18 protein-coding genes and 12 pseudogenes are annotated in these 23,608 nt (G+C 58.1%); 12 read left to right on the forward strand and 18 right to left on the reverse strand.

Features of this window, described 5'->3' with window-relative positions:
• The first annotated feature begins 359 nt into the window (after positions 1-359).
• Positions 360-1,349 carry a M14 family metallopeptidase gene (locus M728_RS27180; protein ID WP_026622245.1) on the forward strand — a complete coding sequence of 330 codons (990 nt, stop codon included), beginning with the start codon at positions 360-362 and terminating at the stop codon, positions 1,347-1,349.
• A 241-nt stretch (positions 1,350-1,590) separates the two neighbouring features.
• Here M728_RS27180 and M728_RS27185 read toward each other — a convergent pair.
• The 3 genes and pseudogenes from M728_RS27185 to M728_RS27195 all read right to left on the reverse strand — a co-directional run.
• Positions 1,591-1,899 (reverse strand): annotated as a pseudogene (locus M728_RS27185) (transposase); the annotation flags it as partial.
• Positions 1,874-3,418: pseudogene (locus M728_RS27190) on the reverse strand (recombinase family protein); the annotation flags it as partial. The pseudogenes M728_RS27190 and M728_RS27185, both read right to left, overlap by 26 nt.
• Positions 3,408-3,605, reverse strand: a complete 198-nt coding sequence (locus M728_RS27195) for a hypothetical protein (RefSeq protein ID WP_026622242.1) — start codon at positions 3,603-3,605, stop codon at positions 3,408-3,410. The pseudogene M728_RS27190 and the gene M728_RS27195, both read right to left, overlap by 11 nt.
• Positions 3,606-4,187: 582 nt before the next feature.
• On the opposite strand from M728_RS27195, the gene lysA reads away from it, so the two are divergent.
• The 8 genes and pseudogenes from lysA to M728_RS27235 all read left to right on the forward strand — a co-directional run.
• Positions 4,188-5,525, forward strand: coding sequence for a diaminopimelate decarboxylase (gene lysA, locus M728_RS27200; RefSeq protein ID WP_156943517.1), 1,338 nt, complete (start codon positions 4,188-4,190; stop codon positions 5,523-5,525).
• Between the two features lie 14 nt (positions 5,526-5,539).
• Entirely contained in the window at positions 5,540-6,427 is an 888-nt protein-coding gene (gene dapF, locus M728_RS27205; RefSeq protein WP_026622241.1) for a diaminopimelate epimerase, read from the forward strand.
• A 376-nt stretch (positions 6,428-6,803) separates the two neighbouring features.
• Positions 6,804-7,781 (forward strand): ornithine cyclodeaminase family protein, encoded by a 978-nt coding sequence (locus M728_RS27210; RefSeq protein ID WP_245269760.1) that lies wholly within the window; start codon positions 6,804-6,806, stop codon positions 7,779-7,781.
• Between the two features lie 216 nt (positions 7,782-7,997).
• Positions 7,998-8,309, forward strand: a pseudogene (locus M728_RS27215) (Rid family hydrolase).
• A 184-nt stretch (positions 8,310-8,493) separates the two neighbouring features.
• A pseudogene (locus tag M728_RS27220) lies at positions 8,494-8,652 on the forward strand (transposase); the annotation flags it as partial.
• Positions 8,653-8,755: 103 nt separating this feature from the next.
• On the forward strand, positions 8,756-9,226 hold the full coding sequence (locus M728_RS27225; protein ID WP_026622240.1) for a transposase: 471 nt from the start codon (positions 8,756-8,758) through the stop codon (positions 9,224-9,226).
• Entirely contained in the window at positions 9,223-9,579 is a 357-nt protein-coding gene (tnpB, locus tag M728_RS27230; protein WP_026622239.1) for an IS66 family insertion sequence element accessory protein TnpB, read from the forward strand. The genes M728_RS27225 and tnpB (M728_RS27230) overlap by 4 nt, the downstream gene beginning before the upstream one ends.
• Before the next feature lie 48 nt (positions 9,580-9,627).
• Positions 9,628-10,634: pseudogene (locus M728_RS27235) on the forward strand (IS66 family transposase); the annotation flags it as partial.
• On the opposite strand, the pseudogene M728_RS27240 reads toward M728_RS27235, so the two are convergent.
• Together M728_RS27240 and M728_RS27245 are read right to left on the reverse strand one after the other, a co-directional pair.
• Positions 10,630-11,136 (reverse strand): annotated as a pseudogene (locus M728_RS27240) (UPF0149 family protein); the annotation flags it as partial. The pseudogenes M728_RS27235 and M728_RS27240 sit on opposite strands and share 5 nt — an antisense overlap.
• Positions 11,133-11,710 (reverse strand): annotated as a pseudogene (locus tag M728_RS27245) (transposase); the annotation flags it as partial. The pseudogenes M728_RS27245 and M728_RS27240, both read right to left, overlap by 4 nt.
• Before the next feature lie 2 nt (positions 11,711-11,712).
• Between M728_RS27245 and M728_RS27250 the strand changes: the two are divergent.
• Positions 11,713-12,672 (forward strand): annotated as a pseudogene (locus tag M728_RS27250) (adenosine kinase).
• A 787-nt stretch (positions 12,673-13,459) separates the two neighbouring features.
• Here M728_RS27250 and M728_RS27255 read toward each other — a convergent pair.
• Together M728_RS27255 and M728_RS27260 are read right to left on the reverse strand one after the other, a co-directional pair.
• A pseudogene (locus M728_RS27255) lies at positions 13,460-13,840 on the reverse strand (plasmid pRiA4b ORF-3 family protein); the annotation flags it as partial.
• 2 nt (positions 13,841-13,842) lie between these two features.
• Positions 13,843-14,058 (reverse strand): annotated as a pseudogene (locus tag M728_RS27260) (transposase domain-containing protein); the annotation flags it as partial.
• Positions 14,059-14,143: 85 nt separating this feature from the next.
• On the opposite strand from M728_RS27260, the gene M728_RS27265 reads away from it, so the two are divergent.
• Positions 14,144-15,112, forward strand: coding sequence for an IS110 family transposase (locus M728_RS27265; RefSeq protein WP_051441058.1), 969 nt, complete (start codon positions 14,144-14,146; stop codon positions 15,110-15,112).
• Positions 15,113-15,406: 294 nt separating this feature from the next.
• Here the strand turns inward: M728_RS27265 and M728_RS27270 are convergent.
• The 6 genes and pseudogenes from M728_RS27270 to M728_RS27295 form a co-directional block, all read right to left on the reverse strand.
• Positions 15,407-16,847 (reverse strand): annotated as a pseudogene (locus M728_RS27270) (IS66 family transposase); the annotation flags it as partial.
• Between the two features lie 79 nt (positions 16,848-16,926).
• Positions 16,927-17,145 carry an IS66 family insertion sequence element accessory protein TnpB gene (gene tnpB, locus M728_RS27275; protein ID WP_084044683.1) on the reverse strand — a complete coding sequence of 73 codons (219 nt, stop codon included), beginning with the start codon at positions 17,143-17,145 and terminating at the stop codon, positions 16,927-16,929.
• 8 nt (positions 17,146-17,153) lie between these two features.
• Positions 17,154-19,244: a recombinase family protein gene (locus M728_RS27280; RefSeq protein WP_034884486.1), complete on the reverse strand. Its 2,091-nt coding sequence runs from the start codon at positions 19,242-19,244 to the stop codon at positions 17,154-17,156.
• A complete protein-coding gene (locus tag M728_RS27285) occupies positions 19,222-19,407 on the reverse strand; it encodes a hypothetical protein (protein ID WP_026622875.1) in 186 nt (61 codons plus the stop codon). Before M728_RS27285 ends, M728_RS27280 begins: the two co-directional genes overlap by 23 nt.
• Positions 19,408-19,595: 188 nt before the next feature.
• Positions 19,596-19,880, reverse strand: a complete 285-nt coding sequence (gene tnpB / locus M728_RS27290) for an IS66 family insertion sequence element accessory protein TnpB (RefSeq protein ID WP_156943570.1) — start codon at positions 19,878-19,880, stop codon at positions 19,596-19,598.
• Positions 19,877-20,116 carry a hypothetical protein gene (locus tag M728_RS27295; protein ID WP_198023439.1) on the reverse strand — a complete coding sequence of 80 codons (240 nt, stop codon included), beginning with the start codon at positions 20,114-20,116 and terminating at the stop codon, positions 19,877-19,879. Before M728_RS27295 ends, tnpB (M728_RS27290) begins: the two co-directional genes overlap by 4 nt.
• Before the next feature lie 311 nt (positions 20,117-20,427).
• On the opposite strand from M728_RS27295, the pseudogene M728_RS27300 reads away from it, so the two are divergent.
• Positions 20,428-20,748, forward strand: a pseudogene (locus M728_RS27300) (transposase); the annotation flags it as partial.
• A 173-nt stretch (positions 20,749-20,921) separates the two neighbouring features.
• On the opposite strand, the gene M728_RS27305 reads toward M728_RS27300, so the two are convergent.
• From M728_RS27305 to M728_RS27325, 5 genes are all read right to left on the reverse strand, one after another.
• Positions 20,922-21,935 (reverse strand): 1-aminocyclopropane-1-carboxylate deaminase, encoded by a 1,014-nt coding sequence (locus M728_RS27305; protein WP_026622876.1) that lies wholly within the window; start codon positions 21,933-21,935, stop codon positions 20,922-20,924.
• 357 nt (positions 21,936-22,292) lie between these two features.
• Positions 22,293-22,493: an exopolysaccharide production repressor protein gene (locus tag M728_RS27310; RefSeq protein ID WP_370906539.1), complete on the reverse strand. Its 201-nt coding sequence runs from the start codon at positions 22,491-22,493 to the stop codon at positions 22,293-22,295.
• 82 nt (positions 22,494-22,575) lie between these two features.
• The gene (gene fdxB / locus M728_RS27315) at positions 22,576-22,893 is read right to left on the reverse strand and encodes a ferredoxin III, nif-specific (protein ID WP_026622878.1); all 318 of its coding nucleotides are present in this window, start codon (positions 22,891-22,893) and stop codon (positions 22,576-22,578) included.
• Positions 22,890-23,093, reverse strand: a complete 204-nt coding sequence (locus M728_RS27320; protein WP_026622879.1) for a CCE_0567 family metalloprotein — start codon at positions 23,091-23,093, stop codon at positions 22,890-22,892. The genes fdxB and M728_RS27320 overlap by 4 nt, the downstream gene beginning before the upstream one ends.
• Positions 23,094-23,117: 24 nt before the next feature.
• Positions 23,118-23,606 (reverse strand): NifX-associated nitrogen fixation protein, encoded by a 489-nt coding sequence (locus M728_RS27325; RefSeq protein ID WP_026622880.1) that lies wholly within the window; start codon positions 23,604-23,606, stop codon positions 23,118-23,120.
• Between the last annotated feature and the right edge of the window lie 2 nt (positions 23,607-23,608).

Here is a 23,608-nt window from a genome sequence, read left to right on the forward strand (position 1 = left end):
CACCGCTTCAACCGAACGGCATTCCTAGCCGATAGTCATCTTCCCAAATTAAATCATGACAGGAAAATACATTTTCAACGCGTTCTATTCGCTTTCGATATGGATATCGAGAACGCTTCGAGCGCTAAGCGGTTGCGGCACCTCGAGTGCTTACGAGCAGCGTGGCTTCCAGTCCGGGAAACCATCGACGCGATGCGTGCGGGAAGTCCTTTATATCCGGGGTGAATTTTGGCAAGGCTTTATGATATTTTCATGCTCTTTAGCTTTCTGCAATTCTTGCCGTTACAATAGGCTTCATTTCGATAGCGGCGTACTTGCTGTATTAGAAATGGCAATCGCTTGATCGTAAAGGCAGATCCATGCAGCTCAGTGCTTCGAAAGGCAGTTGTTCAATCGGTCAACCCGGTATATTTCGCGGGCGTCTAACCTTTGATAATCCAAAGCTCGCCGGCTACACTTGGCCGATCTGCGAAATCAGTGGGATTGAGCCTGGCCCGAGGCTTTGCGTCTCGGCCGGGGTGCACGTCAATGAGGTCGCTGGCATTGAAGCTGCGGTGCGCCTGCAAAAACTATTTGAACCTTCCAAAATGAAAGGAACGGTGTCGATTATCCCCTTAATCAATCAACCGGCACTTTTCAAATATACGGAGTACATTTGCCCGCTCGACGACAAAAACATCAACTATACCTTCCCTGGAAACAGCGACGGCTCGTTCTCCGAAGCGCTAAGTTGCGCGATTATGAACGAGTGGTGTGCTGACGCGGACTGCTATATCGATATGCATGGCGGCGATCTGCGCGAACGTGTTTCGAAGTTCACGATCTATCAGCGCACAAGCAACTCGCAACTGGACGAAACAAGTCGCCAGATGGCAGAATGCTTCGATGCTGAATTCGTAATGGGTTTGCCAACCGAGCTAATGAGCAAACCCGGCAGGCCTCCAACCGGGTTTGCGAAACACAATCGCGTCGCCCTGATGTCTGAGGCGGGCTCGAATGGGCTGCTGGAGGAAGACGCCATCGCGTTTCACGTTGATGGTGTGCTCAATGTGGCACGTAAGCTGGGTATCCTTGGTACTCCTATTTCGACGTTCCGCAATGCACGTGTTCTCTGCGATGACTACCTTTGGGTGAAATCGCCGATAAGTGGTGAGTACCACGCCGAAGTGGAGCCCGGCCAACGCATTACGAAGAACCAAAGACTGGGGACTGTCCGCGATATTTTTGGCGAGCGTTTGGCGGAAGTAACTGCACCTGAAGCAGGTTTCCTTCTATGGCACATGACGCATCCGTCGATCCCTGAGGGATCCCCAATACTTGCAGTAGCGGTGGAAGGGAAAAGCGCCTGATCGACCCTGCGAGAGGGGAAGGCTGCCCGGGCCAGTTGTTGGCTAGACTAAGACTAATTTCCGTCCATAAACCGGCATATGTTATAGCGTTTGCAAGCACTTGTCTCAGCTTGGCCTCCTCTTGGGGGGGGGTGAGCGGGATCAGGGCCGCTGGTTTTCGTCAGAACGGTGGTTGCTGGGGTAATCGCGCGCACGGCGCTGCGCCGGCGGGAGGCCGGCTGAGATGCAATGCGAGTCGGCATCAGGTCGGTTTGAGGCGCGTGAGGAGGGCGAGGTTGTAGGCCACGACCGAGGAACAGACATAACTCTTGCAGCGATCAAGGCCGCGCCGGGTGCAACGCGCCAAGCCGTAGGCTCGCTTCAGGCAGGAGATGCCGGCCTCGATGACGGCACGGAAGTTGCGTAGCTTGCGATAGACCCAGTTGCTTTTGACCATGTCCTCGATCCGGAGGCCGGCCTTTTTGTGGAAGGCCATGTCGTGAACGCCCCAAGCCTTCGCAACGGCCGAATTGTTGCGCGTGGCAAAGCCACCATCGGACGAGGGCGATCTCAGAGGTTCTATCATCGAGATCGGCGACCACTTCATTGATGAGCCGTGCGCACGATGCGCTTCTTCAGCCTGGCATCGGTTGTCGGCGCCGTCCGGACGGTGCGAAGGTTCCCGCTAGTGCGGTTACCTGTGATGCGGACATAGGGAATGGCTGCTGCGTGACATGTTTGGCAATCTTGGCCTCGATCTCGCCGTCGCGAGCGAGCGCCTTGTTCCAGCGCGCTTCGAGCTCTGACTCCACCAGCCTGTTCTCCGGGTCAGCCGCATCGTATTGCCGGAAAGCCCGGTCAACGGCACAGCGCACTGCCTCCAGATCGCGCAGCAGTGCCCCCTGAACCTGGTCGCGTTGGCTGGCCATATTACATTTCGCCTCGATGGCGGCGGCAATAGCTCCTGGTTCGACCACGCCGAGCAGTGCCTCTTCGATCGCGTCATCGACCCGCAGGCCGCCGAAAAGCAATGCAGCGGGGCTCGCCATTATCGACTAGACCACGCCAGCAGGAATAGCGCGGAATGTTATGATTGTTTCCGGTGTATCGGACCGTCAGCTTCCGACCGCACCTCTTGCAACGGAAAAGGCCGGCAAGCAGAGCGTCGCCATGCTTCGGCGCTCCGTGATGGCGGCTGACGGCAAATTGTCGCTGACCGTCTTGCGGATCTCTTCCGCCCGTTCCCAACTGACATAACTTTCGTGTGCATCCGGGATCAGCGCCAACCATTCATCACGCGTCTTGCGTCGAATTCCAGACCGACCATCGTATCGGGGCACGGAGCGACTCTTACCATAAGCGTACGCTCCGCCGTAGATCGGGTTCGCAATCATCCGTTGGATGGTCGCATAGTCAGATCTGCGCCAGATGACGTCACCGTTGGTGTACCTGACCGGCAGGTCCGACCCGTGCTCGAGGAACCATAGGAGCGCCTGTCGTGCACTGCCGAGTTCGTTGACCTTGTTGAAGACGAGTGCGATGGCTTCCTGGACGCGCCGGTCGGGATCCTTTTCGATCCTGTCCCCAATCTTCAAGAAGCGGACTGGGAGTGTGACGACAAGCTCTCCGCGGCGTGCCTTCTCGTAGCGGGCGGAAAGGGAACGCTGACGCAAGAGGTCGAGCTCATACTGTCCTTCAAACCCAAAAGCAGCCGGTCATTGCCCTGGCGGGACGCATAGACGGCTTCCTGGTCGACCAGGACGGTATCGACTCGATGAGTTGCTGCCAATCACGACTGTTGCGGGCGAAGCGCGATACCTCACGCGCGGCCACAGGTCCAACCTTGCCAAGGCAGACTTCTGCCACCATGCGGTCAAATCCAGCCCGGGTCACACCGCCGGCGACTGAACAACCAAGATCGTCGTTCACAGTCTCAATGTGTGACCATCCAAGCGTTGCCAGCCGATCGCGCATGGCGTATTGAAGGGCGCTGCTTTCGCGATTGTGCCGACTTGATGAGCCGAAGACTGCCGGACATACAGGATAGCCTTCCTCTCCAGATGATGCGGACCGATCTTCTCATGCATCATGACCAGTCTCCTTCTGCTGGATGGCGCTTGCACCGTTTGCGTGGTCGACGAATAGCCGCGCGATGAGCACCGTCAGCGCCTGGCGCGTCTCTGCCGGCAACTCCTGCCATTGCGGTGTCACTGCTGTCTTCCCGCTGTGTGGGCCCGACAACAGATCGAACTGATATGTCATGAACTGGCGTGGCATGGACATCTCCCCGACTCGCTTCGCGAGAGACCAATGCTGCGCCTACCGCCGCGGATTGTGATGAGGCACCAACCTCCTCCAGCAATCTCGCCAAAGCATGCAGGCTGGCGAGTTCGACATGCCGGACCGGCATGCTGCGCCAGCAGCCACGCACAGATCGGTCGAACCCAGTAATGCAAGGGATATAAAAGCTCGCGAAATTTCTGTCCCGTGGGTGTTGTGTCGCCGCGTTGTACAACGCGGACCACCCGCGGCTACCAGACACCGGCGGCCTACGCCGCCCACCTCACCGCAATGGACGAAACGCTCCGCACAACGGAACCGCTGCGCGTATCGCGTATCGCCCATTGCTTCACCCGCGCAAACGCGCAAATCTAACCACCGGACTCCAGCCGCACATGGATGATCGTCCGGGGTCACAGCACCGACCAAAAACTCGAGTGCTTCGACCCTGCCCGCGATAAAGCCGAGCTCGGTATCCATATATCGATTCTGAATTAAATGGCCGGCACATAGTATTTTGCGATGCTTTTGTTATCTGCAAAAATCAGACCCATGAATTGAGCAGGGCCTGGAAAAGAGATGACATACGAGCTGACCAACGAAGATCTAACCGGGCGGACCCGATTGAACCATGATAGCTTGTCTTATCGGAACGGGAAGCTGTTCATTGAAAAACTGGCTGTCGAGGATATCGCAGCAGAGGTGCCGACGCCCTTCTATTGTTACAGTGCCTCTACAATTCGTAATGCCTTTACTCTGCTGACTGACAAACTCAAGCCGATGCACGCCTCAGTTTGCTTCGCTGTGAAGGCAAATAGCAATATCTCCATTCTCAAGCTCCTGGCTGACTTAGGGTGCGGGATGGATATCGTTTCTGGCGGAGAACTGGAGCGGGTCATAGCAGCTGGTGTAGTGCCAAGTAAAATTGTGTTTTCCGGCGTAGGAAAGACGCGGCGTGAGATACGCCGTGCGCTTGAAGTAGGTATCCATCAGCTAAACGTCGAATCTCCGGCAGAACTGGATTCAATTCGAGGAGTCGCGCGTGATCTGGGCTGCCGGGCGCCCGTGGTTTTTAGAGTGAATCCTGATGTTGACGCTCGCACTCACGCGAAAATCAGCACGGGGAAGAAAGGCGATAAGTTTGGCATCAATATAGAGCTCATTGAGGAGCTTTATGCTAAGGCTGCCGCATTCCCCGAGCTCGATGTCGCAGGCTTGGCAGTTCACATTGGCTCGCAGCTCCTGAACCTATCTCCTTATAGTGCTGCTTACCGCCGTCTTGCATCTTTGGTTGATAAGCTTAGGTCACTGGGTCTGCCGGTGCGCAGGCTGGACCTTGGGGGCGGGTTAGGGATCAACTACAACTTCGGCGTAGGACCCGATGTTGGTGAGTACGCGGCCATCGTCGGGGAGACGGTGGGCGGTCTGCATTGCGAGTTGACAGTTGAGCCCGGTCGTTGGCTCGTCGGACCGGCCGGTCTTCTTGTTACCGAAGTCCTCAATCTCAAAGAAGCCGGCGGCACCGTTCTGGCGATCGTCGATGCGGCTATGAACGACCTCATGCGACCGGCACTCTATGACGCAGTCCATCCCGTCCTATCATTGCAGGACGTTGGGAATAGTGCGCACGCCTATCAGATCGTCGGCCCAGTCTGCGAGTCATCTGACGTGTTTGGAACTTATGACGCTCTGCCGCCTCTCCAATCAGGTGTTCGCATTGCATTCGGGTGCGCAGGCGCCTACGGCGCATCAATGGCTTCTACCTATAACTCCCGCGATCTGATCGCCGAGGTCTTGGTGGAGGCAGATCGGTTCCGACTGATCCGCCGTCGTCAGACGATACAAGACTTGCTCGAGTTAGAAAGGGCAACGCCTTGGAAAAGCTGCTTTGAGACTAACGCAACAACCGCACTTTGAAACCGGGGGCCCAAATGAATCACATGGCGTTTCTGTCCCAGACCGTGCCGGCTGATGGTCATTGGCCATTTGTTAAGATGCACGGCCTTGAGAACTATTTTGTCATCTTAGATCGACGAGAAGTTGTTAAGTCTTTCGGCGTTGAAGATATTGTTCGCATATGCAGCACAAATGTTGGAGCAGGAGGCGAACAGCTCCTTACTATTGAACGACCTTCGAGAGAGGGCCGAGCGGCAGGAGCTTACGCAGCCATACGGATTTTTAACATTGACGGAAAAGAAGTAGGAGCGTGCGGCAACGCGACTCGTTGCATGGCTTATTTGCTCCTCGAGGAAACGTGCACTGAAGAAGTAGTTATTGAAACCGCGTCCGGAATGTTGAAGTGCCGTAGGGCCGGGTTAAGACAAATCAGTGTTACGCTGGGGCCAATCAATCTCGATTGGCAGCAGCTCCCTGCAAGCCGCGAAGTCGACACGCTCCATCTACCTCTGAAGAGCGGTCCTCTTTCGGATGGCGTGGCGCTTCATATCGGGAACCCTCACGTTGTTTTCTTCGTCGACCGGCTGATACACGATGACATTCCCCTGTTCGCTCCCGCTATACAGAGCGACCCACTTTTTCCCGAAGGCGTGAACGTCGGAGTGGCTGAAGTAATTGAGGCCGACAGTATACGTCTAGCCGTCTGGGAACGTCCCGGAATTCTGACGAAAGCGTGTGGTACCGGCGCGTGCGTCGCTGCCTATGCTGCCCTAAAGAGGGGCTTCGTAAACTCCACGAAAGTCAAAGTGTACCTTCCTGCGGGAAAACTACAAATCGAGCTTATCGAAAACGACATGGTTGTGATGACCGGTCCAGTGGCGTTCTGCTGCCATGGATATATCGAAGGCAGACTTGCCGCCTAACCATTTCCGGAACTGCTGCTCCTCTCTCATCATCTGAGCGAAATATTCGCGGGGATATGGGAAGCGGAACAAGGGTTGGCCTCCTTTTGTGGACAACATGACACATGTTGTGCCGATCACACAAAACGGCGCTGGCAGAGTGGTGGTTGCTGGCCAGTTACCATTCCAGGGAAACCGGACTATTCTGGAGTGCTGAACTGAGAAGCGGTGCATTGCTGCCAATGATGCGGGCTGCCAGTATTTCGAACGCGGCGTAAGCCTTAGGCATTATGGCCTGCCTCAACCAAAGCATTGGGAGCAAGATAGTTTCTGGACAGAACGGTCAAAGACGAAACAGCAGCTTATTGATGCGCGGCGCGCCTCCAAGATTGCCAACATGATGAAACAAAAACGAACTTCATTTCTCTATTTGTCCCGGAAGGACGTCGCGTCAGTTCCGATCGTCACGGCCGAACTTATTTCCGAAGTTGGCAGATGTCTTGCCGAGGTGGCTGAAGGTGAAGCGATACAATTCCCTTCTCATATTATGCCGGTATCGGAGACGTCACGGTTTGTTGTCAAAAGCGGCCTTATCCGAAACCCATCTATATGTGGAGTTAAGTGGTTCGGGTACTTCCCAAGAAACAGTGAAATCAACCTCCCAGACTTCCACCCGATGATAATGCTGAACGAAGCCGAGCAGGGAATGCCAGTGGCTATCCTCGATGGAACCTGGATCTCTGAAATTCGCACGGCTGCCATCTCGGCATTCGCAGCGAAGCATCTTGCGCTGCCTACATCTTCGTCGCTAGGGTTTGTCGCTTGTGGCGCACAGGCCTTGGCTCACCTCAACATCTTGAAAGATGTCTTCTGCATCAAGAAGATTTTCGCCTACAGCAGAAGAGTTGCAACAGCCAGCGAGTTTTGCCGCAAGGCTGAGGCAATGGAGCTTACAACTGAGATTTGTGTGTCCCCGCAAGCGGTGTTGGAGCAAGCTTCCATCATAATCACAAGCGTCCCGCAAGCCTCGGAAACAAACCTTCAGCTGCGCGGGGACGCTGTTGCATCTGGCACATTCATTTCGATGGTTGACAGGGGCTACAGCTGGAATTCTGAATCACTCCTTTCACTTGACGTCGTCATCACCGACGATATGTCTTTAAGCGGGCCTGGCGGTATGGAAGAGATTAACTTTGATGCACAGCATCTCGCCGGTGACTTGATCGCTGTCGCTCGCGGCGAACTTGCCCGCCGCGCCTATAGTGATCGCATTGCATTAATCTTCAGTGGACCCGGTATAATCGATACGGCTATCGCCTCGCTCATTTATAAACGAGCGTCTGAAATGAATATTGGGGTCACGATGCCGCTCTAGGTTGTTGTTTTCTGATCCAAAGTACGATGGCAGTGATTGTTACGGCAATGTGGTCTTGGAATCCCAAGGGACTACGCGTTCTAACGCTCGGCGCCATCACGACCGTTGTTGAGTTGACGCTCGTGTTCTGCCGGGCTCAGGACCTGCTGTCGCTGTTCATCTTGCGCTCCTTTCGCTGTCGGCCCCTATTCGCAAGCCATCCAGGTCGGCAATCTCCTGTTCGTCTCCGGACAGCGGCCGATCGATCCGGCGACCGGCGAATTCAATTCCGCCAATGCCGTTTCGAGCAGGCCGAACAGTGCCTCAGGAACATGGCCGCCATTGCCAGGGAAGCCGGAACCGAGCTCTCGAAGACGGTAAGACCACGGTGCTGCTGACCGATCTTGGCGATTTCGCGATTTCGCGGAGGTCAACCGCGTCTATGCCGGCTTCTTCACGACGCCTTACCCCGCCCACGCCTGTTATGAGGTCAAGGCCCTGCCGAAGGGTGCGAATGTCGAGATCGAAGCCGTCATCGCCATCGGCTGATCGGCCGGCTGAGCGTTTCATGGTCTGTGACCGGAGTCATCGAAAAGGATCGCTCCGGTGCTGCCGTTTGAGGACAACTGGTTATAGGCTGCGGCACGTTTTAAAGTAAGCGCGAATTTCCCCGCACCTTCTTTAATTGAGTGAGCTTTGGCATGAGGGTCCACCTAAAAGAGGTGGACACCAAGTGACGGAAGAAGGTCAAAAACGTGTCGTGTGGCTTGTTGGTCGGAATGGACGACGCCGGTACGATCCCGGATCAAAAGCCCGCCTTATTGCGGCTTGCCTTGAACCTGGCGCATCAGTATCGAAACTTGCGCTCGAACACGGGGTCAACGCGAGAATGCGGTGACGTGGATGCATTGACGGTGAGCGCGACGAACATCCCACCTTTCCTTTTGTGATTGAGGCCGCGAGATAAGCTCCTTCATCGACAGGAGCGGAACGGAATGGTTGGAGATCGCGCTGATGTGATGCTTGAAGTCATGGATGAAGCCATGCATGAAGCCAGGCATGAGGGAAGGTATCGTCGGATCGAGGTGATCACCGGTCGGCGCCAGCGGCGGAATTGGACTGACGAGGAGAAGGCGCGGATCCTTGCGGAAAGCGCAGAGCCCGACGTGAACATCTCGGCGATTGCCCGGCGCTGGGGCGTCAACCGCGGTCTGCTGAACGTCTGGCGTCGCGAAGCCGGACTGACCTCTCAAGGATCTGCGAAAGCCTGCGCGCAGCAGGCGATGTTCGTGCCGGTGACGGTGGTTGGCGATAGAACGTCTTCCGAGAGCTCGCCGTCGGATGTGGCCCACCCCGCCGCGGCTCGTATTGAGATTGAGATTGCTGGCGCGCGCATGACGGTGATCGGCTCGGTGGCGCCCGAATTGGCGCAGGCGATGGTGGCGGCGTTGCGAGGACGCCGGTGATCGGAGTTTCGCCGAATGGCGTGAAGATCATGGTGGCGACGCAGCCGGTCGACTTCCGGCGCGGCATGAATGGGCTTGTGGCCTTGGTGGCGTCAGCGCTTGCGGCCGATCCCTATTGTGGCGACGTGTTCGTGTTCCGCGCCAAGCGTCTCGATCGCCTTCGCTGCATTTATTGGGACGGATCAGGCATGATCCTGGCGACGAAATGGCTGGAGGCGGGCAAGTTCGTTTGGCCACCGATCCGCGATGGCGCAATGCAGATGAGTAGCCAGGAGTTCTCGCTTTTGCTGGCCGGCATTGACTGGACGCGGGTCAAACGACACGCGGTGAGGAGGCCCTCAAAAGTAGGCTGATCCTATTGGTTTTGCTTGAAGATTCGGGATCCTGTGGTAGGGTCTGTCATGCCGCTTCGACCCGATCCCTTGCCTCGGATGCCAAGCCATTGACCCGGATTGTTCTTTCGCTCGATGCGGAGAATGCCGATCTCAAAGCGCGCGTTGCCTTCCTGGAGGGGCAACTGTTTGGCCGCAAATCCGAGAAGATGGCGACGATCGACCCGACGCAGGCGGTGCTCGACCTTGGCGATCTCAGCGACATTCCCGAAGCTGCCAATGACGATGTCGCGCCCGTCACCGAGGGGACACCGCAGGCTCGACGATCGCCAGCCCGCAATATAGGCCGTTTGCCCAAGCACCTTCCCCGGTATGAAGAGGTCATCGAGCCGGAGAGCAAGAGCTGCCCCTGCTGTTCGTTCGACCTGCATTGCATCGGCACGGACGTCAGCGAGGCGCTCGATATCGTGCCGGCTGTTGTCCGGGTCAAACGGACGATCCGGCCGCGCTATGCCTGCCGGGCCTGCGAAAGCGTCATTGTGCAGGCGCCCGCGCCGGCGCGCGTGATGGATGGCGGCATGGTGACCACGGCCTTCGCTGCCCATGTCGCCGTTTCGAAGTTTGCCTGGCATCTTCCGCTCCATCGCCAGGCGCAGATGCTGGCTTCCTGCGGTGTGATCATCGATCGCGGCACGCTCGGCGCCTGGGTGACGCGGGTCGCCTGGGTGCTCGAGCTTCTCTACGATGCGCTCACAGCCTTCATCCGCTCCCAGCCAAGGGTGTTCTGTGACGAGACGCCGCTGCCGCGGCTCGATCCGGGGCGCAAACGCACCAAGCTCTGCCAGTTATGGGCGCAGGCCATCGACGATCGCCCATGGAATGGTCCGGCGCCACCGGCGGTCGCCTATATCTTTGCCGAAAGCCGCGGCGCTCGCGAGGTCGAGGGGCAATTGTCGTCGTTTGGCGGCGTGCTTCAAGTCGATGGCTACCAAGCCTATAAGACCATGGCCAAGCGCCGGGGGAAGAGCAATGTCGCCCCCATGCGGCTGGCCTTCTGCCTTGCCCATGCGCGGCGAACTCAGCGGCATCCTGGCGGGTCGCTTTCCGTTTTGCCTCGCCGAGCTTGCGGATAGGCGCGATGATATCGCCAGTGACGGCATGACCTCGAAGGACGGGCCGCCAAAGCTTGGGCGCGTACCTTGTTCCTAGCAGAAAGCAGAGGTCCCAATCGAATGGATCAAAGGTCTGATCATCGATCCTGATGAACCTGGGCCGGTGGTCTTTCGGTGTTTCGGAAAGGCTCGCAGAGATGCGGTTATATTCCGCAACGATCGTCTGCACGGCCCGATGTTCGGTTGTTTCCATCGGCATATTCAGGGCCTCTGCGCCGGTTAGTTTCGGGATCCACTGGCGTGGGTCGATGAAGTTTGGGCCGATGATGAGAGCAGTGAGATAGCCATCGAGACCGCTCATTGACCAGATTGGCGATGCCGGACGACGTGCCCTGATAAACGCCTCGAACGCCACATCATCAAGCTTCGGTCGTGCGGTCGTCGTCCCCTGGCTGTTGTGCGTCATGCCGCCCGTCGCTCCTGCTCTGTCAGCGCCTCGCGCTCAGCCTTCCAGTTCCACGGCAAAAGACTCTCCATCTCGCTGGCTTTCACTTTGCCGGAGATGATGCGTTCCAGCACATCGGCTGACCAGGCCTCGGGGTCCGCACCATTCAGTTTACAGGTGTTGACGAGCGATATGAGGACCGCGAAGGTCTTGCCACGCGCTCGTTGCCCATTAACAACGAATTCTTCCTCGTCAGGGCCACCGATTTCATCGAACGCTCGACCACATTGGAGTCCACTTCGATCCGGCCATCCTCCAGGAAGGCTGCCAGTCCGCTCCAGTGGTTGAGCGTGTAGGTGACGGCCTTGCCAAGCGCCGATTTTGCCGACACCTCGTCGCTCAGTTCGGTGAGCTGGGCCTTCAGTTCGCTCATGATGGGCGCTGCCTCGCGACGCCGCACCCTCAGCCGGGTATCGTCATTCTCGCCTCGGATGTTCGCTTCAATACGATAGATCTCGGCGATCCTGGCCAGGATCGACAGCGCCTCCGAGGAGCCGGTGAGCTTGACGACATCGACGAACTTGCATCGGCAATGCCATGGTGGACATCATCGCCCAGTGCGACGAAGCATTCCTCGAAACCAACGGCTCATCAAGGGCGCGATGGAACTGATTGACGCCAGGCGCGCCGACTTGCTCTACAGCCGCATGGGCCCGGCAATCGAAGCCTCGGGCGGCATCGCAGGCAATACGGCGGCCGGCGTGGCGAGCTTCGGTGGACGTGCCTCTTTCATCGGCAAGGTATCCAGCGATGTCCTGGACGAAATCTACACGCATGACATGCGTGCGCAGGGCGTCGCCTTCGACACAAAGCCACTCAAGGGTGAGCCGCAGACGGCCCGATCGATCATCTTCGTCAGGCCTGACGGCGAGCGCTCAATGAACACCTATCTTGGTGCCTGCGTCGAGCTCGGGCTGGAGGATTTCGAGGCCGATAAGGTCTCCGACGCGCCAAGGTCACATTTTTCGAGGGCTATCTGTTGGATACAACGCGCGGGAACGAGGCTATCCGGCAAACTGCCATTCTGGCGCACTCCCCGGGCGGGAGGTATCGATAACGCTTTCGGATACCTTCTGCGTCGACCGGTATCGCGACGAGTTCCTCCAACTGCTGCGATCCGGCACCGTAGAGCTCGTCTTTGCGAACAGCCACGAAATCAAATCACTCTACCAGACCGCCTCCTTGGAGGAAGCGCTCGACGTTATCCGGAAGGATTGCAAAATTGGCGTTGTCACGCGCTCCGAAAGCGATCAGTGATCGTGTGCGGCGACGAAGCCGAGATAATCGAGCCGGCGGAGACCAAGGAACTGATCGACACGACGGGTGCCGACGACTTCTATGCCGCCGGCTTCTCTTCGGTTATACGAGAGGACGCAGCCTCAGGGATTGCGGCGAAATGGGATCGTTGGCGGCAGGTCTAGTTAAGTTATTCAACAGATCGGTCCGCGCCCGCGGCAAAACCTCCGCCGCGAGGCTGAGCAGGCGGGGCTTCTGTAGCGACAGACTCGTGAGTTGGGAAGTTAGCTTGACGAGTTTGATGCGGGCTCGCTCGGTGCAGAACATGCAGTTATTGCGAGCCCCACTAGAATAGTTTCCGTCCGTAAACGACAATCAATTGTTTTTGTTTGTTGAATCTCAGTTTTGCGCGGGCAAGGCCCGGCGGTTTCAGGTATCCTGGACCCTGCCACTGATTCCAAGTCCTGCCACCGCCGGAGCCGACAATTCGCCAAGAACGCACCGTCCAAGACGGGGTATTCGGCTTTAGCTGAATCTCCGGACACATGGTGCTATGTGGTGAAGGTGCTGCCGGCCTCCCGCCGGCGCAGTGCCGTGCGCGCGATTACCCCAACAACCACCGTTCTGACGAAAACCGGCGTCACTGATCCCGTCGCCCACCCTCAAAACCGCTCAAAGCCGACTCAGACCCAAGGCAAGTGCTTGTAAACGCTACAAAAGATGCGCGTTTATGGACGGAAACTAGTCTCTCATGTTCGCTGTCAAGGCTGAAGGCGAGCGTGGAGCTCAGAGACGACGGTTGATCAGACTCTCATCCGCGGGTTGGGTACCGCCTTCCGTGTCTTCGTCTCGGGGCTGTCCTCGGTCTAGAGGGCGGGCGTCGAGCGGATTGGCTCGGCCACATAACTAGCGACGGGAGTTCCCCACCGTGGCCCACCCCCGGCCCTATGCAGTGGGCTGGGTCGAAACTCGTCTATGACGGTGCGACCTCCTGCCCGATAGCCCACAGGAAGGCGGCCATCTCGCGCGCGATCGCGGCCACGACCACCGGTGGCTTCTTGCCAGCGGCAAGCATTGGCTCCGCAAGGCCGATGACGGGAAAGGTGCGCTCGATCTTGATGCTGTGCGTCCAGCCGTCGCCGAAGTCGTAAAGGTACTTGAACGATTTCGCGCCGATATCTTCGATTGCCGCCAGCAGCGAGATCTTGCGCGCATCGAGCGGCCCATCTCCCCAGTCCTGATCAGCCAGACCAAAGCCGACGTCACGGATGCGGAATTCGTAGAGTTGGCTGTTGCTCCAGCCCATCGCCGCCTGCAGCACCTCGTGGAGGCGATGGAGCTTGATGCGGAACGGCACCACAATGCGCCGCATCACCGTTGGTTCGACGTGGTCGAGGGTGACCTTCAGGCGGACCAGAGAAGCCGGCATCCTCAGGCCGCCAGCATGTGCGCCGCCGGCGACGCGCTCTTCCAGTTCCAGGGCAAGAGCTCATCGAGCCGATGCGCGGGATGACCGGCAATGCGGTGAAGCACGTCGGCGAGCCAGGCTTGCGGATCGACGTCGTTCATCTTGGCCGAGACAATCAAGCTGTACATGGCGGCGGCGCGCTGGCCGCCGCGGTCCGATCCGGCGAACAACCAGATGATATGACCGTCCTTGGCGAGCGCAGCGGTCGCCCGCAAGATGTTTTTGCCGCCTTTCTTTGAGCGGTGGAAACGAGAAGGAGCGATCATGGAAAGGATGGCAGCATATGTTGGCCTTGACGTCCACAAGGACACCATCGCGGTTGCGGTGGCGGAGGCTGAACGAAATGGTGAAATTCGCTCGTGGGGCACGATCACGAACACTCCCGGTTCCGTTGACAAGATGCTCCAAAAACTGCGCTCCAGATACTCCGATCTGGAGTTTGCCCACGAAGCCGGGCCGACCGGGTATGGGCTTTACAGAAGGCTGATAGCAAAAGGAGCGAAATGCACCGTTGTCGCTCCGTCCATGACACCTAAAAAGCCAGGTGACCGCATCAAAAACGACACGCGCGACGCGGCGATGCTCGCTCGATTATTGCGCGCGGGTGAACTCACCGCGGTCTGGGTGCCCGACGAAGTGCATGAGGCGATGCGCGATCTGGCCAGGGCACGGCAAACATCTTCATACGATGTTCGAAAGGCTCGGCAACGCATTCAAAGTTTCCTTCTTCGCCACGGACGAAGGTTTGGGGCAAAGAGTTGGACTTATCGCCACCGAGTCTGGCTATCGGATCAAAGCTTCGATCATGCAGCGCAACAGATCGCTTTCCAGAGTTACCTTAACGCTCATGAGCAAGCAGAAAGCCGGCGAAAGGAGCTTGATGAACAGATCGCCGAGCTCATCCCACATTGGTCGCTGGCGCCGATAGTCGAGGCCCTGCAAGCCCTGAAAGGCGTAGGATTGATTGTCGCCGTAGCATTGGTTGCCGAGATCGGCGACTTTATGCGTTTCACGAATCCGCGGCAGCTTATGGCTTACCTGGGCTTAGTTCCCGGAGAGCGCTCAAGCGGCAAGTCAATCCGCCCAGGTGGAATTACCAAGAGCGGGAACATCACGCTGCGTTCGCTTCTGTTCGAAGCTGCATGGTGTTACCGCAATAGGCCTAAAATTGGCCAGTGGTGCTGGACCCGCATGCCCGAAACACAGCAGATCATCAAAGACATAGCCTCCTAAATCCGATAAGGCTTAGGAACGGAAAAACATTGCCCGGCATGGTCAGGGCATCGGGATGCGGTATGGAGAATCCTCAGGCAAGTCAAAGGGGCGACTATTGATCCCCGCAGCCAGAACGAGGCAGCCCACGACGCATGGTCACGACTGGGATAACCAAACCCCAGAATGAGAGTTTGAGCGACCGTCGATAATGCTTTCCCGATGCCCTGTCCCTGCCGGGCTCCAACGTTTTAGGCTGCGCGAAAGCGGGTGACAATTTTGCGTGCGCTTCGTCATTGACGGACGGTCATGAGAGGATTTCCTGCCCAGCGCTATGCCGCGCAGGGCGCGTTCGGCGGCATTGTTCGAGAGACAACACGCCCGTCGTCGAGGAAGAGGGTGAAGGCAGGCCAGCGTTTCAGCAGGTAATCGAAGGCCTTGGCGAGATCATCGTTGCGAGACAGCCTGGCACGCTGAGCCTTCATCCACGCTTCCAGGTCGAGAACCAGAGGCAGGCTTCGATCCTGACGAGCGGCCTTGCGGACCTCCGCGCGCTGACCGTTGATCTCGCGCTCGATGTCGAACAGGGCATCGATCCGCTGCACCATATCCAGCGCGATCGGCGATAGGACGGCCGGCTTCTTGCCCTGCGCTCTTCGGCGCGCATTCGCCTCGACGTCGGCCATCGCAAAAAAGGGCCGTCTCGCATGGACCCAGCAGCTGCTTCCGTTATCGGGCCTGGCCGTCGATCCGGAAGATAGAGCTTGGTATAGCCGGTATAGGCGTCCGCCTGCAGAATGCCGCTATAGCCGGCGAGATGCGCCTGCGGGTGCTCGCCCGCGCGGTCACGGGAATAGTAGAACGTCGCCGACGGTGCGGCTGTGCCGCCGAACGGCCGATCGTCGCGGACATAGACCCAACTTCGGGCGGTATCGGTCTTTCCTGCCGCCAGGACCGGAACCGTCGTGTCGTCGCCGTGCAACCGCTCTGCCGCAAACGTATGGGCTGCGATCCGTTTGAGGATCGGATCGAGCACGGCACAGCAAGCGCCAATGCTGTCGGCCACCGTCGACAGGCTGAGCGGAACGCCTTCGCGTTCGAAGCGCTCGACCTGCCGGTTGAGCGGCAGATGCCGGCCGAACTTGTCGAACAGGATCATCGCCAGAAGATTGGGGCCGGCCCATCCGCGCGGGATGGCATGGAAGGGAGCCGGCGCCTGGCTGATCTTTTCGCAATCGCGGCAGGTGAACTTCTCGCGCACCGTCTGGATCACTTTCCATTGGCGCGGAACGACCTCGAGGGTCTCGGTGATGTCCTCACCCAGCTTGCGCAGCCGATCGCCGCCACAGCACTGGCAACTCACCGGACCGGGCACGACGACGCGTTCGCGCGGAAGATGCTCGGGGAAAGGCTTCTTCACCGGCCGGCTGCGGGTAAAGCCGGCGACATTGACGGTGGCCGTCACCGCCATTTCGGCCGCGAGCTCGTCCTCGGTCGCCGCCATCTCCAACTCTGCCAGTTGGAACTCCATCTGATCGATCAGCCGGGCACGACGCTCTGCCTTCGGGCCATAAAGCTGCCGCTCGAGCTTTTCGATGCGCAACTTTTGTCGGGCAATAACGGCAACATCCTCCGACGCCTTGGCCTTGGCAACGGCAAGTTCAGCCTCGATCTGGGCGCCCTTGGCGCGTGCCGCGATGAGCTCTGCCCGCAGGGCAGCAACATCGTCGGGAAGCAAATCAGGGCTGTTTTCCATGCCCGAAGTGAATCACAGAAGCCCTGATTTGCCTAGTATTTCAAAGGACTTGTCCCGGAATATTCGGCTCCCGGACGGCTCACCCGGCGCTGGTCGGCCGCCAGGTCTGCTGCGGATTTCGCCAATCAATCCCCTCCAGCAAATAGGACATCTGACCGGCGGTCAGCGCGATCGCCCCACTCTCCGTCGCCGGGCAGATGAAGCGGCCGCGCTCGAGCCGTTTCGCATACAAAGATAGGCCGATCCCGTCATGCCAAAGGGCTTTTATCAGTCGGCCACAGTGCGCTTCATAATGCATCCCTCATGTTAGATTCCGGGCAATCGAACGACCTTATCGTATTGATAATCCTCGTAAAACTTTGGGCGGCGATCAACTACACCCTGCACCCCTATCTGGACGGCCTCTGAGGTTAGCGCTTCGACCGGGACCATCCACTGTGAGCCCGGCAAGATTTGAGTTGCGGGCAAAATTCCTTTCTTCGCGAGGCTCTTCGCCGATCCGACACAGATGCCGAGTGTCTCGGCCGCCTTCGACAGACTAATCATCGGTACGTCCACTTTGGCGGCGTCATATTCGGGAATTCCCAGGCGCTCGCGCATTTCGCGAACACGCACGGTCGTCCAGCTCTCGCCATCACCTGTCTTGCAAAGCATCCGATTGAGGGACACCGCGAGTTCCCGATCTGGCCAATGTCCGCCCAGCTTTCGTAACGCCTCGACGGCCGATGGTGCGAGCTCGGCAGGATATCTTCCGGTCTTGACGCGCGCCACGCGCACCTCTGTGTGCCGACCGCCGGTCCAATGGATCAGGAGCACCGCCTCGTTGGTCGCATCATCGAGATCGCAAATAATCTCCTGAACCAGGATGTGGATGAGCCGCTGCTTTGTTCGCGTATCAGTGGAGGGCGCATTCCATACGGTCGGCAAATCCTGGGCAAGCTGCAGGAGCCGGCCACGATCGATGACTGGTCGCGCTGCTGACAGCGCGGACAGTTCCTTGATCTTGCGCTCAAGCACGCCTACACGCTCCAGGGCATCATTCCATCGGGCCTCCAGTTCGCGTGCAACATGCCGCTTGGCCGGATCAACAAGCTCATACCTGCGGCTCGCCAGCAACGCCTCGTAGCGTGCGCCCTCCAGGTCCCGCTCAGTTGCTGCGATGATGTCCCTTTGGGACCGCTCGACCTGATCCGAGGCGAAGATCGCGGCCTCGACGGCGCGGTCCGACACCGCCTCCAAAATCTGCATGGCCACGGCGCGATCCACCCTCACGCCGCCAATGCCGATACAAAGGCCGACGCCTACATGAGCATCGTCACCGCGACACTGGTAGCGGTGCGCGTTGCCTTTTGCGCTGCCGTAGAAGACGCGCATCATTCGGCCACAGCGACCGCATCGCATCAGTCCCGTCAGCAAGGCACGGCCGCCGCGTGCTGATTTGCGATCGCAATTCTTCTTCATGTGTGCGTTCTCGGCCAGAAGTTGGTGGTTCTCCTCATACTCCCGCCAGGTGATGTAACCTCGATGATTGTCACGCAGCAGCACGCTCCATTCATCCCTGGGCTTGCGCAGCCCGTTAGCCTTGCGAGCCCGGCCATCGACGATCAGGGTTCGCTGTGCTCGTCGTCCGAAGGCATAGGCGCCCGCGTAGAGCGGATTGTGGAGGATCTGCATGACGCTATGATAGGCTGGCGCTTTCCAGACGAGTTTGCAGACGTCAACGTTGCGCAAGACGACGGGCATCTTGATATCCGCCGACCGCAGCCACAGAAAGACCTGTCGACCACTCCCCAACTCCCGGAATTTGGCAAAGACGAGCCTGATCGTCTCAGCCACATGTTCGTCCGGATCAATCTCGATTTTGCCCGCCTCGCTCCAGCAGAAACCCGGAGGCAGCATGAAGCGGAACTCCCCGCGTCTCGCCTTTGAATCACGTGCGGCGATACCGCGCTGACGCATCAAGCTAAGCTCATACTCCGACATCGTGCCCTTCAGCCCAAGCAGCAGACGATCATTGACGAGCCGCGGATCGTAGGCGCCATCCGGGTCGATCACCAGTGTGCCGGCCAGCGCGCAGAGGTCGATTAGATGATGCCAGTCCCGCCCATTGCGCGCCAGGCGCGACGCTTCGATACAATAGACCGCCCCGACATTGCCGGAGCAGACCTGCGCCACAAGCCGTTCGAATCCAGGCCGTTCCATGCTGCCAGAGCCAGAACGGCCGAGGTCATCATCGATTACGGTCACCGATGCAAAGCCGGTTGTTGCGGCCGCTCCAGCCAAATCATACTGCCGGCGCTGGCTTTCGAGATTGCCTGTCACTTGCGCCATGGTTGACTGACGGACATAGACCACAGCGGCGCGACCAAGATGGTCAGACGTGATCTTCGCGTTCATCTGCGCCTCCCGTCTTCGCCGTCCTGTTCACCTCCAAAGCTTCCAGCAGAAGATCCGCCAGTGCTTCCACCAACCCTTTGACGTTCTTGACCGGAACCTGAAGATTTTGGCGCTCCAGCTGTAAGACGAGCTGGTCGCGATTTTGATGTCGCCTGCTTCGCATCACCCTTCTCCTTCTTCCTCGAAGGATTGGATCTTGCGCCTCTTGCCCGAGTCGCGCCGAATGATGCTAAGGCGGCAGCCAGTTCATTAAGGCCATCGATGCTGATCTCGGGTGATCCAAGCCTCATCCCGCCGCAATAGCTCTCGTCGAACATCCAGTTCGGCAACTCACGGGAAAGATCGGGCCGCTCATCCGTGTAGATCGACATCAGGCTCTTGCCGCGCCGATACGGCGAGACCTGCATCTTGCTCCCGAACAGCGGATGCCAAGGATATGCGATCGTCGCAAAACGAAAACCGTATGCAGAATGTCGGTAATTGGCCGCTACGACCGCGAAAGACAAAGACGTCGCCCTTAAACGGATCGCGACCGAGGCCCTCCTGCACCAGCAGCGCCAGACCCTGCATGCCCTTGCGCATGTCGCAGTGACCGCTCGCCATCCACACCCGCACCCCGGAACTGATCGGGATCATTTGAGCGCTCGCATGATCGCTGCTGCCAGCTCGCATGGCGCTGCTGAGCCAATTCTCACCTTCACGCCGTTCGGGAAGTCCACTGCCATGGCCAGTTCGACCGCGTCACTGCTGGCAGAGTCAACGAGCTTGGCTGGCAGAAAGGCGGGCTCGGCCTCTTGGACCAAAGCTAACCGCCGCCATGTGTAGATCAGGCCAGTCGAAACCTCGAAGCGGCGGGCGACTTCGGAAACCACCGCGCCTGGCGCGAAAGCCTCCGCCAGTATCTGCGCGATCTTCTAACGACCATCGCCGACGCCGCTCTGGTCCGGTCAGCAAAACTGCATGTCCCATGAATTGCTCAGTGCGCTCTTAAGTCCACTCTTAAGAGCGCAGACTCACGAGATAAGCGGAACTTCGCAAGGCGGTCCCCGCCGGAGGGATACGTTGAATATTACGACTTCGAAGTCGGGTCGTAGTGTCTTGATATCTCGGTGAAAGAGACTGCCATCTGCTTTGTCGACGATACGGGCAAGATTTGCAGAGAGGTGAACGTTCCAGACACCCCGATGACCCGCCCTGTTCAACCGTCCGCGCTATTTCTAGGAATAGAGAGCACTGGGTCTGTGGAGCCGGATCGGCCATCATCTCGTATGGAAGCGCGCGGACTGGGCATTAGATGCCAGCCCGACAGCAGGGGTCATAGACAGCCGGAGCGTGAAAACCACCGAAAGCGGCGGCAATCGGGATATGATGCCGGAAAAAGAATCAAGGACGCAAGCGCCACACTATTGTCGAAACGCTCGGCCTGATGGTCTGCCTCATGGTCCAAAGCGCTGACATTCAGGACAGGGACGGTGCTTCGGACCTCTTGAAATCCCTCCGTCATTGATGGCCTAGTAGCTGCACGTCTTTGCCGATGACCTCCTGCTGGTAAATGGAACACTCATACGGATCAATGCTCTGCGCGTGCGGGAACACAAACTGCCTACTTCAGTTTGCTGAACAGCTCTCGAACGAACGTGCAGCGAGTCGCTGGCACAATCAGCACTCTGTCGAGCGTCAGCCGTTGCGAAACGTGTAGCCGTAACCGTTGATCGCCGGCGCGCCGCCGAGATGCGCGAAGAGTACCCTCGAGCCCTCTGGAAAGAAGCTTTTCCGGACAAGGTCGACCATTCCTTGCATCGATTTGCCCTCGTAGACGGGATCAGTAATTATGCCCTCGAGCCTTGCACACAGGCGAATGGCCTCCTTCGTTTCTTCGGACGGAATGCCATAGCAGGGGTACGCGTAGTCCTCGAGCAACATCACTTCATCGTCGCCGATTTCCTTGCCGAGACCGATGAGTCTTGCAGTATGCTTGGCAATCTGTAGCACTTGCGCCCTGGTTTGAGCTGGGGTTGCGGAGGCATCGATGCCGATCACATTGCGCTGTCGCCCGTCCTTGGCAAAGCCGACAACCATGCCGGCTTGCGTCGAGCCCGTCACTGTGCAAACCACGACATAGTCAAAGGCAAATCCAAGGTGTTTCTCCTGTTCACGGACTTCCTCAGCGAAGCCGACGTAGCCGAGACCCCCATACTTGTGAACAGATGCCCCGGCCGGGATCGCATAGGGTCTACCGCGTCTTTGCTTGACCTCTTCGAGCGCCTGTTCCCAACTGCGGCGGATACCTATGTCAAAGCCCTCATCAACCAGCCACACCTCTGCACCCATCATCCGGCTCAGGAGAATGTTGCCCACTCTGTCGTAAACGGCATCCTCATGTGGTACCCAGCTCTCCTGCACCAGGACGCATTTCATGCCGATCTTTGCGGCGACCGCGGCGACCATTCGCGTGTGGTTCGACTGCACGCCGCCGATCGAGACGAGCGTATCGGCCTTCGACGCAATCGCGTCGGGGATGATGTATTCGAGTTTGCGGAGCTTGTTTCCGCCGAACGCGAGACCGGAGTTGCAGTCCTCGCGCTTGGCATAGATTTCCACCTTTCCGCCTAAATGTTTGCCGAGGCGGTCAAGCTTCTCGATGGGCGTAGGCCCAAAGGTAAGCGGGTAGCGTTCGAACTTTTCCAGCATGTTCTCTCCAGTGACAAATGGTTGTGGTGAGGTTCGCTATGCGAACACACTCTAATCTAAGGGGCATTTTTCCTGTTCGAGATCCGATGTCCCAGATGGGCCCGTTGATGGTGTTTCCAACGACGCCGAAGCAACCCGTATGCCGGGGTAACCCGCAACGCTTATTACGGGAAAGCCGCATCGGGTTGGAACGACCTGAATGCAGTCGCCTCTGGCCATCCTAAACACGGCATTCGTTCAATGGACGATGTTCATAGCTCGTCCAAAGTAGCGCGCATCTGCATTGTTTGTCATCGTCCACCCAAGCGAGCGGCGACGTGCTACGCGTTTGATCCAAGGTGGGGCAGATCGGAGGGTTCATTCATCACCCTCATGATAGCTTTGCGACTGGTAGCGAACTCTCTGGCAATGCTCAGTCCTTTGGGCACGTCTCTGAGCGCAGCTAGACCGCCAAACCAGAAAGAGCACGCTCCCGAAATAGCCTACCTGAAGAAGCAGCGAACCAGCGAGCGTCGTGACGATTACGCTGCGGATGGAATGTGATACGAGGTAGACCACTGTGGCGTTGGTGCACAGGAACAGCAGCAGGATGCGCCAAAAGATTCTGAAGGGCAACGCCGTCTCCTAGTGTATCCGCAACTCAAGCAGCAATCGTGTCAGCCTCAACATGGGTCTGGCAGTTCTTCGGACAGACGCGGGCGCAAGCTCCACAGCCGATGCAGCGCCCCGCATGGTCGACCACCATGACCATGCGATTGAGCTCCCCATCGAAGTCGTCGTCCTCGTCGTCACAGATGCCGAGGATCTCACCCGCGTCGTCGACGCCATAAAGGTGCATGACCTCGCGCGAGCACACCTTGAAGCAGCGGCCGCAGCCGATGCAGGTCACGCCATCGATAGCGGTCAGATATTCGGGCATCCAGTTCGAGCCGTCGCGGGTAAGGAAAGGGCTCGTCATCGTGAGCCCTCCAACGCGCTGAGTTCTCTCTTGACGGCGTCCAACTGCGCAAAAGCATCGAACGCTTTCTCGGCGACCACTTTGATTTCGGTCCAATTGACCGGGAGGTCCTCGGCGAGGTCGTTCAATTCCATTTTTGCAGTTCCGGCTCGCGACTGCAGTTTGCGGACTTTTTTCTTAAGTTCCTCAAGATCTGACATGATCTCCTTCCTCGGAAAACTGGCTCATGCCCGTGCCACATCGGGATAGGTTTCAATGGCCGCTATCGCATGGTCGACCAGTTTCGCACCCGCTTTCGCGAGTTTGCCCAGTGTCCCGAAGCCGAATCGATGGACATCGCGTAGGGACTTCGATAGAACGACCAACCGCCCGGTCGTGAGAACCACCCGGCCGAAGCCCTCATGGCTCATCATCATCGTCGACGATACCAGCAGGCCGGAGCGCTCCTCGATTACAAGCGCCACGCAGGTGTAGAAAGCCTCGAGCCTCCACAGCACGTCCGGATCGGGATCGCCAATAATTGGGATCTTACGACGCTGCTCCTTCGTGACGATGAAGTCGGCCAGCAGGGCAGCGTCGGATTTGACTTCCCACATTCCATAAGCGTCATGGGCGCGGATCAGCCGCATGAGGCATTTGAGGAAAGGGGTTTCAAGGGCCGTGTCGTCCGGGTCGATAGCACGGGTGACCGGGGTATCGGACGGTGTTCTCATCG

The organism is Ensifer sp. WSM1721 (assembly GCF_000513895.2).
GTDB lineage: Bacteria > Pseudomonadota > Alphaproteobacteria > Rhizobiales > Rhizobiaceae > Sinorhizobium.

Bases quoted from the DNA above. Each gene is read 5' to 3' on its own strand.
- M728_RS27180 (WP_026622245.1), top strand. From the start codon at position 360: ATGCAGCTCAGTGCTTCGAAAGGCAGTTGTTCAATCGGTCAACCCGGT.
- M728_RS27195 (WP_026622242.1), bottom strand. From the start codon at position 3,605: ATGCCACGCCAGTTCATGACATATCAGTTCGATCTGTTGTCGGGCCCA.
- lysA (WP_156943517.1), top strand. From the start codon at position 4,188: ATGACATACGAGCTGACCAACGAAGATCTAACCGGGCGGACCCGATTG.
- dapF (WP_026622241.1), top strand. From the start codon at position 5,540: ATGAATCACATGGCGTTTCTGTCCCAGACCGTGCCGGCTGATGGTCAT.
- M728_RS27210 (WP_245269760.1), top strand. From the start codon at position 6,804: ATGATGAAACAAAAACGAACTTCATTTCTCTATTTGTCCCGGAAGGAC.
- M728_RS27225 (WP_026622240.1), top strand. From the start codon at position 8,756: ATGGTTGGAGATCGCGCTGATGTGATGCTTGAAGTCATGGATGAAGCC.
- M728_RS27265 (WP_051441058.1), top strand. From the start codon at position 14,144: ATGGAAAGGATGGCAGCATATGTTGGCCTTGACGTCCACAAGGACACC.
- tnpB (WP_084044683.1), bottom strand. From the start codon at position 17,145: ATGCATTATGAAGCGCACTGTGGCCGACTGATAAAAGCCCTTTGGCAT.
- M728_RS27280 (WP_034884486.1), bottom strand. From the start codon at position 19,244: ATGAACGCGAAGATCACGTCTGACCATCTTGGTCGCGCCGCTGTGGTC.
- M728_RS27285 (WP_026622875.1), bottom strand. From the start codon at position 19,407: ATGCGAAGCAGGCGACATCAAAATCGCGACCAGCTCGTCTTACAGCTG.
- tnpB (WP_156943570.1), bottom strand. From the start codon at position 19,880: ATGATCCCGATCAGTTCCGGGGTGCGGGTGTGGATGGCGAGCGGTCAC.
- M728_RS27305 (WP_026622876.1), bottom strand. From the start codon at position 21,935: ATGCTGGAAAAGTTCGAACGCTACCCGCTTACCTTTGGGCCTACGCCC.
- fdxB (WP_026622878.1), bottom strand. From the start codon at position 22,893: ATGACGAGCCCTTTCCTTACCCGCGACGGCTCGAACTGGATGCCCGAA.
- M728_RS27320 (WP_026622879.1), bottom strand. From the start codon at position 23,093: ATGTCAGATCTTGAGGAACTTAAGAAAAAAGTCCGCAAACTGCAGTCG.
- M728_RS27325 (WP_026622880.1), bottom strand. From the start codon at position 23,606: ATGAGAACACCGTCCGATACCCCGGTCACCCGTGCTATCGACCCGGAC.